This window comes from Priestia sp. VA7, from assembly GCF_055710015.1.
This window is the reverse complement of the sequence record NZ_JBVQPN010000001.1, coordinates 752,351-767,454: the sequence shown is the minus strand read 5'-3', so window position 1 is coordinate 767,454 and position 15,104 is coordinate 752,351. Positions and strand designations below refer to the sequence as shown.

13 protein-coding genes are annotated in these 15,104 nt (G+C 38.9%); all 13 read right to left on the bottom strand.

What is annotated here, in order from left to right:
• Positions 1 to 2 precede the first annotated feature (2 nt).
• The 13 genes from pgsA to AC0C45_RS03955 all read right to left on the bottom strand — a co-directional run bounded on the left by pgsA (position 3) and on the right by AC0C45_RS03955 (position 14,997).
• Positions 3 to 587 carry a CDP-diacylglycerol--glycerol-3-phosphate 3-phosphatidyltransferase gene (gene pgsA, locus AC0C45_RS04015; protein ID WP_034649266.1) on the bottom strand — a complete coding sequence of 195 codons (585 nt, stop codon included), beginning with the start codon at positions 585 to 587 and terminating at the stop codon, positions 3 to 5.
• A 144-nt stretch (positions 588 to 731) separates the two neighbouring features.
• On the bottom strand, positions 732 to 1,706 hold the full coding sequence (locus AC0C45_RS04010; RefSeq protein WP_047930764.1) for a helix-turn-helix domain-containing protein: 975 nt from the start codon (positions 1,704 to 1,706) through the stop codon (positions 732 to 734).
• Positions 1,707 to 1,727: 21 nt separating this feature from the next.
• The gene (locus AC0C45_RS04005; RefSeq protein WP_034649265.1) at positions 1,728 to 2,519 is read right to left on the bottom strand and encodes a DUF3388 domain-containing protein; all 792 of its coding nucleotides are present in this window, start codon (positions 2,517 to 2,519) and stop codon (positions 1,728 to 1,730) included.
• Positions 2,520 to 2,732: 213 nt separating this feature from the next.
• Complete coding sequence (locus AC0C45_RS04000; RefSeq protein WP_013058809.1) at positions 2,733 to 2,993, bottom strand: DUF3243 domain-containing protein; 261 nt, start codon at positions 2,991 to 2,993, stop codon at positions 2,733 to 2,735.
• 65 nt (positions 2,994 to 3,058) lie between these two features.
• Positions 3,059 to 3,784 carry an elongation factor P 5-aminopentanone reductase gene (gene ymfI, locus AC0C45_RS03995; protein ID WP_013084748.1) on the bottom strand — a complete coding sequence of 242 codons (726 nt, stop codon included), beginning with the start codon at positions 3,782 to 3,784 and terminating at the stop codon, positions 3,059 to 3,061.
• A 63-nt stretch (positions 3,785 to 3,847) separates the two neighbouring features.
• Positions 3,848 to 5,131: an EF-P 5-aminopentanol modification-associated protein YfmH gene (yfmH, locus tag AC0C45_RS03990; protein WP_025750276.1), complete on the bottom strand. Its 1,284-nt coding sequence runs from the start codon at positions 5,129 to 5,131 to the stop codon at positions 3,848 to 3,850.
• Entirely contained in the window at positions 5,118 to 6,413 is a 1,296-nt protein-coding gene (yfmF, locus tag AC0C45_RS03985; RefSeq protein ID WP_013058812.1) for an EF-P 5-aminopentanol modification-associated protein YfmF, read from the bottom strand. Before yfmF ends, yfmH begins: the two co-directional genes overlap by 14 nt.
• A 258-nt stretch (positions 6,414 to 6,671) precedes the next feature.
• On the bottom strand, positions 6,672 to 7,631 hold the full coding sequence (locus AC0C45_RS03980) for an ABC transporter permease (RefSeq protein ID WP_013084750.1): 960 nt from the start codon (positions 7,629 to 7,631) through the stop codon (positions 6,672 to 6,674).
• Positions 7,628 to 8,689 carry an ABC transporter permease gene (locus AC0C45_RS03975; RefSeq protein WP_472927908.1) on the bottom strand — a complete coding sequence of 354 codons (1,062 nt, stop codon included), beginning with the start codon at positions 8,687 to 8,689 and terminating at the stop codon, positions 7,628 to 7,630. Before AC0C45_RS03975 ends, AC0C45_RS03980 begins: the two co-directional genes overlap by 4 nt.
• Positions 8,686 to 10,215 (bottom strand): ABC transporter ATP-binding protein, encoded by a 1,530-nt coding sequence (locus tag AC0C45_RS03970; RefSeq protein WP_034649261.1) that lies wholly within the window; start codon positions 10,213 to 10,215, stop codon positions 8,686 to 8,688. The genes AC0C45_RS03975 and AC0C45_RS03970 overlap by 4 nt, the downstream gene beginning before the upstream one ends.
• 119 nt (positions 10,216 to 10,334) lie before the next feature.
• A complete protein-coding gene (locus AC0C45_RS03965; RefSeq protein ID WP_013058816.1) occupies positions 10,335 to 11,423 on the bottom strand; it encodes a BMP family lipoprotein in 1,089 nt (362 codons plus the stop codon).
• A 133-nt stretch (positions 11,424 to 11,556) separates the two neighbouring features.
• Positions 11,557 to 12,282, bottom strand: a complete 726-nt coding sequence (locus tag AC0C45_RS03960; protein WP_013084753.1) for a GntR family transcriptional regulator — start codon at positions 12,280 to 12,282, stop codon at positions 11,557 to 11,559.
• 357 nt (positions 12,283 to 12,639) lie between these two features.
• Entirely contained in the window at positions 12,640 to 14,997 is a 2,358-nt protein-coding gene (locus AC0C45_RS03955; RefSeq protein WP_034649255.1) for an FtsK/SpoIIIE family DNA translocase, read from the bottom strand.
• Positions 14,998 to 15,104 lie beyond the last annotated feature (107 nt).

Genomic DNA, 15,104 nt, shown 5'->3' with positions numbered 1-15,104 from the left:
ACTTATTTTGAATTAACAAAAGCCTGTTTGTTTTTAGCAAAGTAGTCCCAGCCTGAAATAACCGTAAAAATCACTGAGATCCAAAGCATTACGCTAGCAAATGGAATGGAAACCCATTCAAAAGGCAAGTTATACAACAGAATAGCTGAAATAGCTAAAATTTGAGTCCATGTTTTAATTTTACCTAACATATTTGCTGCTACAACTTCCCCTTCCCCTGCTAGTACAAGTCTTAAACCTGTGATAGCAAATTCACGGCTAATAATGATGATAGCAGCCCATCCTGCACCTGCAATTAAATCTAAGTCAACAATAGCTACAAGCGCAGCTGAAACCAATAGCTTGTCTGCTAGTGGATCTAAAAATTTGCCCAAGTTCGTGACTAAATCGTACTTTCGAGCATAGTATCCGTCTATCCAGTCTGTTGTAGATGCAATAATAAATAATGCTGCCCCTAATAGATGAGCGATCGGAATCTCTTTTCCTGCCGCCTCTACTGTGCCAAATGGTAGCGGCACCAACATAAAAATGAGGAATACGGGAATTAGAAAAATCCGCGAAATGGTAATCTTGTTTGGTAAATTCACTTCTTCTGCCTCCAATTACTGTTACAAACTGAAAGCGTGCAAACGAAGTTGTTTGCACGGCTTTAGTTTTATTATAGCGTGAATGAGTGATTAATTCACATATTATCTTTATTTACACCCTGATCACTTTTTAAAACAGGGTGTTTACTGTGCTTCTGCCGGCTGATATTGAATCGTTACAACTTGTCGAACTTGCTTGGATGAATCAAACGGCAAGTCAACCGCTTTTCCATTTACTTTTAACTCTACCCCAGGTGAATAACCGATGTTGACACGAGCTTCAGTTTCTTTCGTCAAATCAAATTCTTTTGTTTCACCTTTTTTTAGAATGGAGCTAAAGAAAGCATTTCCTTTTCCATTTTTCACATCTAACCAAGTATCTGCTTGAGTGGATGTTACTTCTAGATTAAATGCATCTGTACCGGAAAGAGCATACGTAGCACTTCTGCCTGTTTTTTGAACTTCCTTGTATTCTTGTTTACCGCTGTCTTTCTTTTCTTTTTCAGCTTTTTCTTTCTCAGCTTTTTCTTTTGCGGCTTTTTCTTTTTCAGCTTTTTCTTTTTCTTGTTCTTTCTTATCAGCAGCACTTTGTTCATCTTCTGAGTTGCTATTGTCATTTTTTGCAGTAGTTTCATTCGTTTCTTCCTGCGTATTAGACTGCTGAACTTCGCTGTTTGGAGCTTCTTGGTTAGCCTGCTCCTTGTTTTTATCCGAGACGATATTTTGAGCGATTACCCAAATAATAATCCCAACAACTACAACTCCCGCCACCACTAGAACAGTTGGAAGGTAGTCATATACTTTTGAAACTCCTTTTGTATGCTGAGGAATTTCTTTGCGGCTGCGAACGCGCGAAAGCTGCTGCGGCATGTCTTCTGTTTGAGTTGAAGGAATGTCTGATTTGTATTCTTCAAAAATAGCATCTGTGTCCAACCCAATTGCTTCGCAGTATTGCTTAATAAACGCTCGTACGTAGAATTTCCCGGGCATAACCTCATAATTGCCTTCTTCAATGCCAAGTAAATAGCGTTTTTGAATTTTCGTTAGTTTTTGTAAATCCTCTAACGACAATCCTTTGCTTTCTCGTTCTTGTCTTAACCTTTGTCCTAACTCTGTCAATGCTAACACCTACCAATTATGCTAAAAATCAAACATCGATAATCCACCGTCTTGAAACATTTGAGGACCTTCCATTATTTCATATGTAATTTTCTCATTGGGGTCGTTTCTTATTTCAATAATGTAGGCAAAATCATCTAACGAATACTCGGTATTTTGTACAAATACATCCGGATGCTCCACAATTTTTGTCGCGGGTACATTCATTATTTCTCGTACAAGCTGCCAGTGCTTTTCATTCGCTCGTTTTGTCGATACAATCCCGTCAATAATAAAAATATTATCGGCGTTGTATTCGTCAGCAATAAGCTGACTGCGAATCGTTTGTTTTAAGAGTGTAGAAGACACAAAAAGCCACCTTTTGTTCGCACATACGCTAGCTGCTACAATGGATTCGGTTTTGCCTACTCGCGGCATACCTCGAATGCCGATAAGCTTATGACCGTCTTGTTTAAACAGTTCCGCCATAAAATCTACGAGCAAACCTAATTCATCTCTTACGAAACGGAACGTCTTTTTATCATCTGCGTCCCGCTGAATATAGCGACCGTGACGCACTGCTAACTTATCACGCAATTTAGGCGGTCTCATTTTTGTCACAATGATATTATCCATTGTTTTCAAAATAGATTCAAGCCTGTCTATTTGCTCATGTGAATCACAGCGCAGCAATAATCCACGGCGAATATCATCCACTCCATTAATTGTGACAATATTAATTGACAACATTCCAAGAAGCGATGAAATATCACCTAAAAGACCCGGACGATTTTTTTGTATTTGATATTCTAAATACCACTCAATTTTCTCCATCAAACCCCTCCCATTTCTTGGCTGGCCTTCGAGAGGTGCCCCCTTTTTTTCACCTAGTTTAACTATAAATGATTTCCATTATATTATAAACCCTAAAGACAAGTAGTTCTACATTTGTTATGTATGTAAGCGCTTATTTATTTGTACTATTTATTTCTAAGAAAAAAGGAGCTCTCACACACGGTGAATTAGCTCCTTTTTAGAAACGATAACTTATTTTACTGATCCGTTATTTTGAACTAATTTCACCATGCTGCTCGCAATCGCATGCTGCTCTTCTTTAGAAGCAACGCTCCAAAGGTCTGCTAAAATTCGCTCTTGATCATTTTTTGCATCAACTTGGTTTGCTAAATATCCACCAATTTGATAAGCAAGATCATGAATAACTTCTTCTTGCATTCCTTCGTTTTGCGCATGATGTAAACGGTCGCCTAAAAAATCTTTCCAGCTATCCCAGTTTTCTAATACTGACATGAGTAGCCCTCCTTAAGGTTTATTCATATCATAGTTTGTACCTTGTTTTTGATTTTATGCACACTTTATATGTACCAGCCGCCATTAACCGATAATATTTGTCCCGTTATGTAGGAAGCTCGTGAAGATATTAAATATGAAACCGCCTCTGCCACTTCTTTTGGATATCCTATTCTTCCTAAAGGGATCTCTTCAGCCAGCTCTTTGACCTCTTCTTTTGAATAGCTGGCCATCATATCCGTTTCAATCGCTCCGGGCGCAACTCCATTTACTCGAACCCCACTTAGTGCAACCTCTTTTGCCAAAGCTTTTACAAATGTATTTTGTGCACCTTTTACCATTGAATAAAGGACTTCAAATGAAGCTCCCGTAAGTCCCCAAATGGAAGAAATCATGATGATTTGTCCGCTTTTAGCACTAATCATTTTAGGTAATAAAGCTTTGGTAATAACAAAGGGAGCCGTGATGTGAAGATAGATCATTTCTTCAGTTTCTTTTGCCGGAGTATCTGTCATTAACCCGCTAACGCTTCGTCCGCTGTTATGAATAATAACTTCTACGGGAACAATAATTTCCTCTAAAAACTTCTCCACTCCCTCTTTACATGATAAATCCGCTTGTACCGTAAACACCGTTTTTACCTTTTCAGCAAGCTCATGTGCAAGCGCCTCTATTCTGTCTCTTCGTTGATGGTAATGCAAAATAAGCGAATATCCATCCTCAGCCAATTGCTTAGCAATCGCTGTGCCAATTCCTCCGCTTGCACCTGTCACAAGGGCAAATTTCTCCATAACCTTCTCTCCTTTACATGCAAAAAAGCTGATGAACATCAGCTTTTTTGGCAACAATCATCTTTATTTAGGTACTACTTCACAAACCGTAAAGTTCTTTTCATCAATAATCTCGTTTAGCACATCTTTTATTTCGTTCACCTTCAGTTTTTCCAGCGTTTCAACAATATCAAATAAATTCATATCATTAAATGCATAGCGTGTAAACTGATTAGCGATAAACTCAGGTGAGTTTAATGAACGTAAAAATCCGCCGATTTTCTTTTTACGGATACGCTCAAGCTCCTCTTCTGTTAGTGATTTTGTTTTCATTTCAAGTAAAATTTGTTTAACTCGATCATACAGCTGCTCCGGTTGGTCCGTATCTCCTCCGATAAGAGCAAAACCAAATCCTCTTTCCTCCGTATAATCATAAGCAAATGTTTCATCAATGAGCCCGTCTGCATATAACTCCTCATAGTACGAAGAGCTTTTTCCAAATGCGTAATCTAAAATAATATTCATTGCTAACTCATATTTAAGCATTTCTCCACCTGAACGCTGCGGATTTTTCGCTTTTAGACCCACCATACATTTAGAAGACTGCACCGGCATTTTTAGTACTTGTTTTTCTTGATCCACCGTTTCAGGCTCTTCGTCAAAATGACGCTGTATGTCAGAGATTTCTTTATAATCTTTTTTCTGCTGATTGTCTCGAACTTGCTTCATTACTTTTTCCGCATCAACAGGACCTACAATGAACAACAGCATGTTGCTTGGATGGTAGAACGTTTCATAGCATGTATACAGCAAATCTTTATTAATATGTGAAATCGATTCGATCGTGCCGGCAATATCAATTTTAACAGGGTGGTTTTTATACATATTTTGAATGGTGCCAAAATACAAGCGCCAGTCCGGATTGTCGTCATACATTGTAATTTCTTGACCGATAATGCCTTTTTCTTTTTCGACCGTTTTTTCTGAAAAGTACGGCTCTTGTACAAAGTCCACTAATGTTTCAAGGTTTTCTTCAAAATTTGACGTACAGCTGAATAAGTAAGCTGTGCGGGTAAAAGAAGTAAATGCATTGGCCGAAGCGCCTTGTTTACTAAACTGCTGAAAGACATCCCCGTCTTCTTTTTCAAATAATTTATGCTCTAAAAAGTGTGCGATTCCGTCCGGAACTTTTGTCATTTCATTTTCATTTAGTGGTACGAATTGATTGTCAATCGATCCGTAGTTCGTTGTAAAGGTAGCAAACGTTTTGTTAAACTCCGGCTTTGGCAAAATATATACCTGCAGCCCGTTATCCATTTTTTCATGATACAGCTGTTCCTGAAGCTGCGAAAATTCAATTTTCTCCATTTTCTTCACCGCCCGTTCCTGTTAAGAAATAAATTGTATCCATTTCAATTTTCTCAGCCACTTTAATAATTTCCTGCTTAGATACCGCATCAATATGCTTTAAGTATTCGTCAATTGAAATGTCTTTGCCTGTTAATTCATTATGATACATAACCTCTACTAGTCCTCGTGGAGTATCCACCGTTTCAAGCAGCTGATTGTGAATGACGGCTTTTGTTTGAGCGATTTCGCCGTCTGTGAACGACCCTTGCTTCATCTCCTGCATTTGTTCTTTAATAATGGTCACGGCTTGGTCGTAATTTTTAGCATCAATACCCGACATGACCATCAGTAATCCCTTATGACTTTCTACCCTTGAAGCGGCATAATAGGCTAAGCTTGCTTTTTCACGCACATTGATAAATAGCTTAGAATGTGAGAAACCTCCGAATATACCGTTAAATACTTGCAGAGCAAAATACTGTCTATCTCCGTATACAACATTTGTGCGGTAGCCAATATTTAATTTCCCTTGTTTTACTTCTTGTTTTTCCACTACTTCATTTACTTTTGAGATATCTTTAGACGTAATAGAATCTTCAATGTCTTTTTGCTCGCGCTTTGGTAACGTAAATGTTTCTTTTACTGTTTGTAAAACCTCTTCGACTTGCAAATCTCCAATAGCATAAAGGTGAATGGCATCTTCTTTTAACACCTGCTGATAATAGGCGTACAAACTTTCACCTGTAATTTCTTCCACGTCGTCAATTTGACCGTTTACATGTAAAGAGTAAGGTTCTTCTTTACACATTTCTTCGACTAGTCTTAAATTAGCATAGCGCATTTTATCATCAAATACGGCTTGAATTCTCTGACGAAGCGAACGCTTTTCTTTTGTCATAATATCCTTTAAAAAAGAGTCCCCTTCAACTGCTGGCTTTAATAAAATATCGCCAAGAAGCGCTAACGCTTTTTGCAAAAGCGGAGTTGAATCTTTCAAATATTTTTCATTCGCTATATCAATGCGAATCGTAATATCGTGGTTATCACCTTTTTTTGTTAAGTCTACTTGTAAAGTAGCACCATAAAGCTCATCTAAATATGTACGAAGCTTTGTCGTAGACGGCAGCGACTCGGTAGCGCTTTGAAGCACATAAGGTAAAAGGGCACGCATTGTCACCGTTTTCTTATCTAAAGGGGCATTTAGTTTTAAAATGAACGTGTTTGTTTTGTACTTAGCTGTTTGAATGGTATGAACAGTCAATCCTTCTAGTTCATGTTTTTGTTCAGTCAATAATTTCATATATAAACCTCCTTTTAAATTTTGATGTATTAACTAGACAATACTTCTATTTTGAATCTTTAACGCTAATTTTAGTCTTATAACCACTATATCGAATTCAAGGAAACATTTTCAAGTAACTTGCCGCGCGCTTCCTCATTTCTTTTCATATTCTTTCTCTCAATGAAAAAAAGGCGGAGAAAAGAATATGATTCCTTTGTCTCCACCTTCTATATTTATCCAACTTTAGTCATTGTTAGACCTCGTATAGAGGATTTATTAGCGGCGGCCTTTTTCATAAGGAACGCCCAGCGCTTTAGGAGCCTCAGCACGTCCTACAAAACCAGTGAGTGCTAAGATTGTTAATACGTACGGTGCAATGGTTAAAAGGACGGATGGGATATCTTGAATAACCGGAATCTGAGCTCCCGTGATACTCAAAGACTGTGCTAATCCGAAAAACATGGCTGCACCTAAAGCACCAATAGGATGCCATTTTCCAAAAATCATAGCTGCAATAGCAAGGAACCCTTGTCCAGCAATCGTTCCCGCTGCAAAGTTTGTAGCGATAGACGTAGCATACACCGCTCCGCCGATTCCAGCGAACATGCCGGAAATCATAACGCCAACGTAACGCATTCTTACAACTTTGATCCCCATCGTGTCTGCTGCCATTGGGTGTTCACCAACTGAACGAAGACGAAGACCAAACGGCGTTTTATAAATGATGTACCATACAGCAAAAGCTAGCGCAATTGCAATGTAAGACGTAATAGGAACATTCGAAAACAGAATTTTGCCGATTACTGGAATGTCTGATAGACCTGGAATACTTACTTTATCGATACGGAATTGGATAAAATCTGTTTGTCCTTTCCCAAAAATCTTTTTGATTAAAAAGATTGAAAGACCCGCAGCTAGAAAATTCAGCGCTACACCACTTACAGTTTGATCTGCTTTTAATGTAATACTTGCAACAGCATGAATCAGCGAAAACACAGCGCAAACAACAGCCGCAATTACTATCGCTACCCACGGGGCCCAAGCACCTAATGAATCCTGAAGTAAAAGGGTTGAAACAATACCTGTGAACGCGCCAAACATCATCAGCCCTTCTAATCCGATGTTAACGACCCCGGAACGTTCACTAAATATCCCTCCAAGCGCGGTAAAGATAAGCGGTGCAGCTGAATAAAGCGCCGCTGGAATAATAATGGCTAACACCTCTAAGAAGTTCATTTTGCTCCCCCCTTGCCTGCACGGCCAAGCACCCAGCGAATTAAATAACTAGATGCAACAAAAAAGATAATAAGCGCAATGACAATTTGAATTAATTCAGACGGTACCCCTGTCATAAAGTTCATTTGAGGAGCCGCCGTTTGCAATCCTCCGAAAAAGAATGAAGCTAATAAAATTCCAATTGCGCTGTTAGCTCCTAAAAGGGCTACGGCGATACCGTCAAACCCCGTACCCGTAAACGCAGTGAATGTGCCCATATACTGAAATGTTCCAAGCCCTTCCATTGCCCCGGCAAGCCCGGCAAAAGCGCCTGAAATCGCCATGGATAATACAATGTTTCGGCCTACATTCATTCCTGCATACTGTGAAGCATGTTGATTAAAACCAACAGCTCTTAGCTCGAAGCCCTTAGCTGTTTTATTCAAAATAAACCACATTACGACGGCTGCAGCGATGGTAACAAGAATGCCGTAATGAAGGCGGGAGTTATTGGTTAACTGTACTAAAAAGCTTGATGCTAAAGATGCCGATTCTTTAATATCATACGATTTTTCATTACCCGCATATAAATACGTACGGATTAAGCTGCTCGTTGTATAAAGGGCAATATAGTTCATCATTATGGAAACAATTACTTCATGAACATGAAAATTTGCTTTTAAAAATCCTGGAATAAACGCCCAAACTGCTCCAGCTGCAGCTGCTGCTAATACAGCTAAAGGAATATGAATGACCGCTGGTAAATCAAACGCATACCCAACCCATACTGAAGCCAACCAGCCAACTAAAAGCTGTCCTTCTACTCCAATGTTAAAGAGACCAGTTTTATAAGCAAACGCAACCGCGATACCAGCCAGAGCAAGAGGAGTCATGGCACGAATCGTTTCTCCAATGGCTTTTGGCGTTCCAAACATCCCGTCAAAAAGAGATTGATAGCCAAGCATTGGATCATAGCCGCCTAGTAGCATAATAACCGCTCCGGCAATGAGTCCTAATATGGCCGATACAACAGGGATCAAAATCATCATTACACGTTCATTTTTCACAAGTTTATTCATGCTGTTCCACCCGCTTTCTCACGCGTACCGCCTGCCATTAATAAGCCTAACTCTTGTTCATTCGTTTCTTTTGGATCTACAATGTCGACTATTTTCCCTTCATAAATAACCGCAATGCGATCGCTTAAATTTATTACTTCATCGAGTTCTAGTGAAACGAGCAGCACTGCTCGTCCTTTATCTCGTTCTTCAATCAGCTTTTTATGAATAAATTCAATGGCTCCTACGTCCAGCCCCCTCGTTGGCTGAGCCGCAATTAATAGTTCCGGACTGCGGTCTACTTCACGGGCAATAATGGCTTTTTGCTGATTTCCGCCCGATAGCGATCGCGCTTGTGTAAATTCACTAGGCGTTCGCACATCATATTCTGCAATTAGTTCTTTTGCCTTTTTATACATCTCTTTATAATTTAAAATACCTGATTTAGACATCGGCTTTTGATAATACGTTTGAAGACCAATATTTTCACCTATTGTATAATCTAATACCAGTCCGTGCTTATGACGATCCTGCGGAATATGTCCTATTCCTGACTCCGTAATTTTACGAGTGGATAACGTAGACAATTCTTGATTTTTTAATGTGATCGAGCCCGACTTTATTTTTCTCAGACCCGTAATTGCCTCAATCAGCTCTGTTTGACCATTACCATCTACACCCGCGATGCCTACAATTTCGCCTGCCCGAACGCTTAGATCAAGTGAACTTACAGCCTCTACTCCTCGGCTGTCTTCTACTACTAATTCTTTTATTGTTAACACAGCTTCTTTTGGAGTCGCTGTTTTCTTTTCAGTTTTAAAATGCACTTCTCTTCCTACCATTAAAGCAGCAAGTTCATCAGGGTTGGTCTCTTGCACATTTACCGTGCCAACCCCGACGCCTTTTCGGATAATTGTACAGCGGTCACACACTGACATAATTTCTTTTAATTTATGCGTAATTAAAATAATCGACTTTCCTTCTTGAATTAACTTTTTCATAATTTGAATTAATTCCGTAATTTCCTGAGGTGTTAAGGCGGCAGTAGGTTCATCAAAAATAAGAATGTCAGCTCCTCTGTAAAGCGTCTTTAAAATTTCCACTCGCTGCTGCATGCCAACTGAGATATCTTGAATCTTCGCATATGGATCTACCGATAATCCATATTGATTTGAAAGCTCTTGAATATCTTGAGCTGCTTTTTTAATATTAATTTTTCCCGTTCGCGTCGGTTCGTTTCCAAGAATAATATTTTCTGTTACTGTAAAGTTTTGAACGAGCATAAAATGCTGATGAACCATCCCAATTCCTAAGTCATTCGCTACGTTAGGGTCTGTGATGTTGACTTCTTGGCCGTTTACACGAATCTGCCCTTTTTCAGGCTGATAAAGTCCAAATAAAACGTTCATCAGCGTTGACTTACCCGCACCATTTTCTCCTAACAAAGCATGAATTTCTCCCTTTTTCACTTGGAGTGTAATATTGTCATTAGCGACAATACCGGGAAACTCTTTGCGAATATCTAGCATTTCAATAACATATTCCACTGCTTTCACTCCCTATTCCTGCCTGCTACAGGATTCTGTCTTCCGTTTTTTGGCTATGAAAAAGGCTAGTTTTCACTAGCCTTTTATACTCATATAATCATTGCTTAACAGACGTCAGCTTATTTTTTAAGCGTTTTTTCAAACTCTTTAAATTCTTTATCCGTTTGAGGCACTGTAATGTCACCGTCTAGAATTTTTTGCTTATACTCATCAACTGCTTTTAGCGCATCTTTGCTTACATTATCTTGTGATGGAGCAATTCCTACTCCGTCTTCTTTTAAGCCAAACACAACTTCTTTACCACCTGGGAATTTGTCGTCCATTGCTTTTTTAGCAACATCTTCTACAGCCAAGTCAACGCGTTTAACCATCGAAGTTAATGTTACGTTTTCAGGCATACCTTCTTCATGCTGATCGCGGTCAACTCCAATTACCCAAACTTTTTTGTCTTTCCCGCCTTTTGAACGGTTTTTAGCTTCTGTAAATACGCCGTTTCCAGTACCGCCAGCCGCTTGATAAATAATATCAGCGCCTTTACTGTAAATCGTAGAAGCAATAGCCGAACCTTTTTCTGGAGAGTTAAAACTTTCTGCGTATTGAGAGATAACTTCAGCATCTGGGTTTACAGATTTAACACCTGCTTTAAATCCGTTTTCAAACTTCTTGATTAATGGAGATTCAACGCCTCCGATAAAGCCGATTTTGTTCGTTTTTGTTTGTTTAGCTGCCACTACCCCTACTAAGAAGGAGCCTTGCTCTTCTTTAAATAGAATGCTTGCCACGTTATCTAAGTTCTCTGACTTTAGCGTATCGTCTACTAATGCAAAGTTAGCATCAGGGTACTGCTTTGCTGCTTTTTTAATATCTTCTTTTAATAAAAAGCCAATTCCATACGTCAAGTTATAGCCACTCTCAGCAAATTTAGAAAGATTGCTCTCGTATTCAGATGCTTTTGTAGACTGCAAATATTTATATCCAGTCCCTTCATCAAGTCCGTTATCTTTCCCGAACTTTGTCAGACCTTCCCAAGCAGATTGGTTAAACGATTTATCATCTACCCCGCCCGTATCTGTTACCATTCCCACTTTAAAATCTGCCGCTTTTTTATCTCCGCCGCTCTTGCCTGCGTCGTCTGAGCCACACGCGCTTAAAAGTGTTCCTGCCGCTAATACTAGTGATAATGCAAGTCCCGTTTTACGTTTTAACATGTTTTAACCCCCTGAATAGTTTTAAAAGTATAAAGCCAATTTTCTATTTCGTCCTTGTGACCTACATTTGACACCTCCTTAAAAGGACAATGTTAAACAGTTGTAAATTTTCTGACATTTAAACACAAAAAAACTAGACGCGTTTACGCAGTACTTGGAAACTGAATTGATCTGCTTTAAAATAATTGATGGAATATAAAATGGGTTCATCATGCTGGTCATAATGCATTTGTTTCAGTACAAGCAAAGCGGTTTCTGGTTCGCATTGTAAAATAGGAGAAACTTTTTCATGATAGCCTAGAGGCTCAATGTTTGCCACGGCGTATGAAATGTGTTTTCCTGCTTGTTTTTCAAGAATTTCTAGCAATGACTCTTGTCTATATTCAAAATTTTCAGGCAATATTTTTTGAGGAACCTTGTCCATGCAATATACCACCGGCTCTCCGTTTGCCGTTCTCACCCGTTCAACAAATAAAATTTGTTCATCTTCCCCGCAAGCAAAACGTGTTAAATCATTTTCAGACAACTCTTGTATTTGAGAAGATAAGAAGATTGTTCCAGCCTTCATACCGGCTTGTTCAATCATATGTGTTATACTATTTAATTGCTCAATCCCTGACAAAAAAGTAGGCTTCGTGTTGACAAATGTTCCCACGCCGTGTCTGCGAACAATAATATTCTCTTCTTCTAATATGCGAAGTGCCTCACGTAGCGTTGCGCGGCTAACCCCTAGCTGCTTTGATAAATCAAACTCTGAAGGGAGTCTTTCCTTTTCTTTAAAAATTCCTTTTTCTATATTTTGTTTAATTTTATCAATCACTTGTAGATACAAGTGCCGATTATCCGCACGTATAGACATCACTCTTCCTCCATATTAAAAAGTCATCAGACCTCTGATGTTCGACTACTTAATCGAAAATAATATATCATTTTTCGACAGATAAATAAATAGGTTATATTAATTTTTTATTAAAATTTTTATTATTTTTTTAAAAAAATGAATTTTTGTTATTCTTTAATGTCAGCATACCTAACAACCTGCTTTTCTTCTAATATTAGATAAAAACCAAACATTTTAGTCATTAAATTTTTTAACATTCGTTTTTATTTCATTTATTTAGCATGACATATTTTTGTATGATACTATTCTTCCTCTCTTTCGTTTCATAAAAAAGATGACTTGCACATATGCAAGTCATCTTTTTTATGAAACTTATTAAGATCCAACATCCTCATTTTGCTGAGAAATCAGGACGGAACGCGGCTTACTTCCTTCATAAGGTCCCACCACTCCACGCTCTTCCATTGCATCGATCAAGCGTGCAGCCCGGTTATAGCCAATTCGAAAGCGTCGCTGCAGCATAGAAACAGAAGCTGTTTGCATTTCTGCTACAAGCTGTACCGCTTCGTCATATAGCTCATCTGCAAAATCATCAACTTGTTCAGGAGCATCGGTTGGAATCATTTCTTCTTGATACTGCGCTTTTTGCTGTGCAATTACAAAATCAACAATCTCTTCTACTTCTTCATCTGATAAAAAGGCACCTTGCACACGCACAGGTTTTGAAGCTCCAACAGGCATGAACAGCATATCTCCTCTTCCTAGAAGCTTCTCAGCTCCTCCCATATCTAAGATTGTACGAGAGTCAGTTTGTGAAGATACACTAAAAGCAATTCGGGAAGGAATATTTGCTTTAATAACCCCAGTAATAACATCTACTGATGGTCGCTGCGTAGCAATAATCAAATGAATGCCGGCAGCACGAGCCATTTGAGCAAGACGTGTGATCGAATCTTCGACGTCAGACGAAGCAACCATCATCAAGTCAGCCAACTCATCGACAATCACCACAATATAAGGAAGAGTCGGCTGTTTTGCATCGGCGTCTCCGTCATCATTCATACGTTTTACTAAATCGTTATATCCTTCAATGTTTCTCGTTCCGCTGTGTGAAAACAGCTCATAACGTCGCTCCATTTCATTTACAACTTTCTTTAAGGCTTGAGAAGCTTTTTTCGGATCAGTTACAACAGGAGCCAATAAATGCGGAATACCATTATACATATTGAGCTCAACCATTTTAGGGTCAATCATCATTAATTTTACTTCATGAGGCTTTGTCCTCATTAAAATACTAATAATAATACCGTTGATACAAACACTTTTTCCGCTTCCTGTTGCCCCTGCTACAAGCATATGAGGCATTTTATTAAGCTCTGCTAGCACAGCTTCGCCTGAAATATCTCTTCCTAAACCAACTAATAGCTTTTTATCAGGTCGGTTATTTTCAGTTGCTTCAAGTACTTCTCTAAGTGAAACCATCGCTACTTCTTCGTTCGGTACTTCAATTCCTACCGCTGATTTCCCGGGAATTGGAGCTTCAATCCGAATATCTTTGGCAGCTAATGCAAGTGCTAGATCATCACTTAAATTGACAATCTTACTTACTTTTACTCCTACATCAGGATATACTTCATATTTTGTAACAGCTGGTCCAAGGTGAACTTTTGCCACTTTTGCTTTTACGCCGAAACTTTGAAACGTTTTTTCAAGTTTTTCGGCATTTTTATAAATGTTTTTATGCTCTTTTGCCTGGTTGCTTTTCTTTGGCATCGTCAATAGCTTGATAGGAGGAAGCTCATACTCTTTATTTTCCGTTTCAGTAAATGTAATCATAGGAGCTTTTTCTTCTTCCTGTTCCTTTTGCGGCCTTGGCTGTTGCGGTGCAGTAGCTACAGGCTTCGATTCCATAACCGGCGGCACCGGAGCTATAGGAGCAGCAGGAGGTTGACTAGACTCTTCCTCTCCGTAGTCAAAGTGTTCAATAATTGGAGGCGAAGGTGCTTCTACTTCTATTTCCATGCTTTCTTCAGGTTCTTGAACAGCTTTTTCTTGGCGTCTCTTTTTTGTTGTTTTAGGGGCTTTTTTCTTTTTATGTTTCCACGTCTGAATATCTTGCCAGCCTTCTTTTAACTCCGTTGTTAAAAAATTCACTAGAGGTGACAGAAGTTTTAATACCGTTTCGTGAAGCGAACGTCCGGTAATAAGCAGTACCCCAATCACAATAAGCAAGGCAGCGATAAGTTCTGTTCCTAAGCTATCAAATAGATAGTAGAACATGGCAAACATAATAGCTCCTATCATCCCTCCGCCTAAATCGCTGTGATTTGATTGACCCGTTGCTTCGAGCATATACAAATCCCATGTGTTCATAATGACAGACGGATCTGTAAACGTTCCGTTTTTTGATAAATTTTCAAATAACGTAACATGACTAAACAGTAAAATAGATAAAATAATGAGATATGTACCGATAAGCTGCCGCGTCACTAAAGGAGGCATTTCCCTTTTCCAAATAATATAAACAGATAGAATAGCCATTCCGATTAAACACAGCATATACCATTCGCCAATAAATAAGCGGACCACTAGTACAAGGGCCTGTCCTACAGCACCAAGTCCTGCCATGGCAATTAACGTTAATGCTAATAAAAATAAGCCAATAAGCTCAAAGCGCAATATACGTTTCCATTCATCCTTTTTTATTTGACCTCTTCGTTTTTTCTTTGCCATTTTTCCACTCCAATCAACGTCCAACACTCTATGTTGATTTTGTTTCTTTTATCAGTTGAATAAAAAAGCAGCCAATACAGCGGCTGCCTTCTTCGTCATATTCATTA

Coding starts and splice junctions, on each gene's coding strand:
- AC0C45_RS04005 (WP_034649265.1), bottom strand. CDS start 2,519: ATGGAGAAAATTGAGTGGTATTTAGAATATCAAATACAAAAAAATCGT.
- AC0C45_RS03975 (WP_472927908.1), bottom strand. CDS start 8,689: ATGAATAAACTTGTGAAAAATGAACGTGTAATGATGATTTTGATCCCT.
- AC0C45_RS03980 (WP_013084750.1), bottom strand. CDS start 7,631: ATGAACTTCTTAGAGGTGTTAGCCATTATTATTCCAGCGGCGCTTTAT.
- AC0C45_RS03965 (WP_013058816.1), bottom strand. CDS start 11,423: ATGTTAAAACGTAAAACGGGACTTGCATTATCACTAGTATTAGCGGCA.
- yfmF (WP_013058812.1), bottom strand. CDS start 6,413: ATGAAATTATTGACTGAACAAAAACATGAACTAGAAGGATTGACTGTT.
- AC0C45_RS03955 (WP_034649255.1), bottom strand. CDS start 14,997: ATGGCAAAGAAAAAACGAAGAGGTCAAATAAAAAAGGATGAATGGAAA.
- AC0C45_RS04000 (WP_013058809.1), bottom strand. CDS start 2,993: ATGTCAGTATTAGAAAACTGGGATAGCTGGAAAGATTTTTTAGGCGAC.
- yfmH (WP_025750276.1), bottom strand. CDS start 5,131: ATGGAGAAAATTGAATTTTCGCAGCTTCAGGAACAGCTGTATCATGAA.
- AC0C45_RS03960 (WP_013084753.1), bottom strand. CDS start 12,282: ATGTCTATACGTGCGGATAATCGGCACTTGTATCTACAAGTGATTGAT.
- ymfI (WP_013084748.1), bottom strand. CDS start 3,784: ATGGAGAAATTTGCCCTTGTGACAGGTGCAAGCGGAGGAATTGGCACA.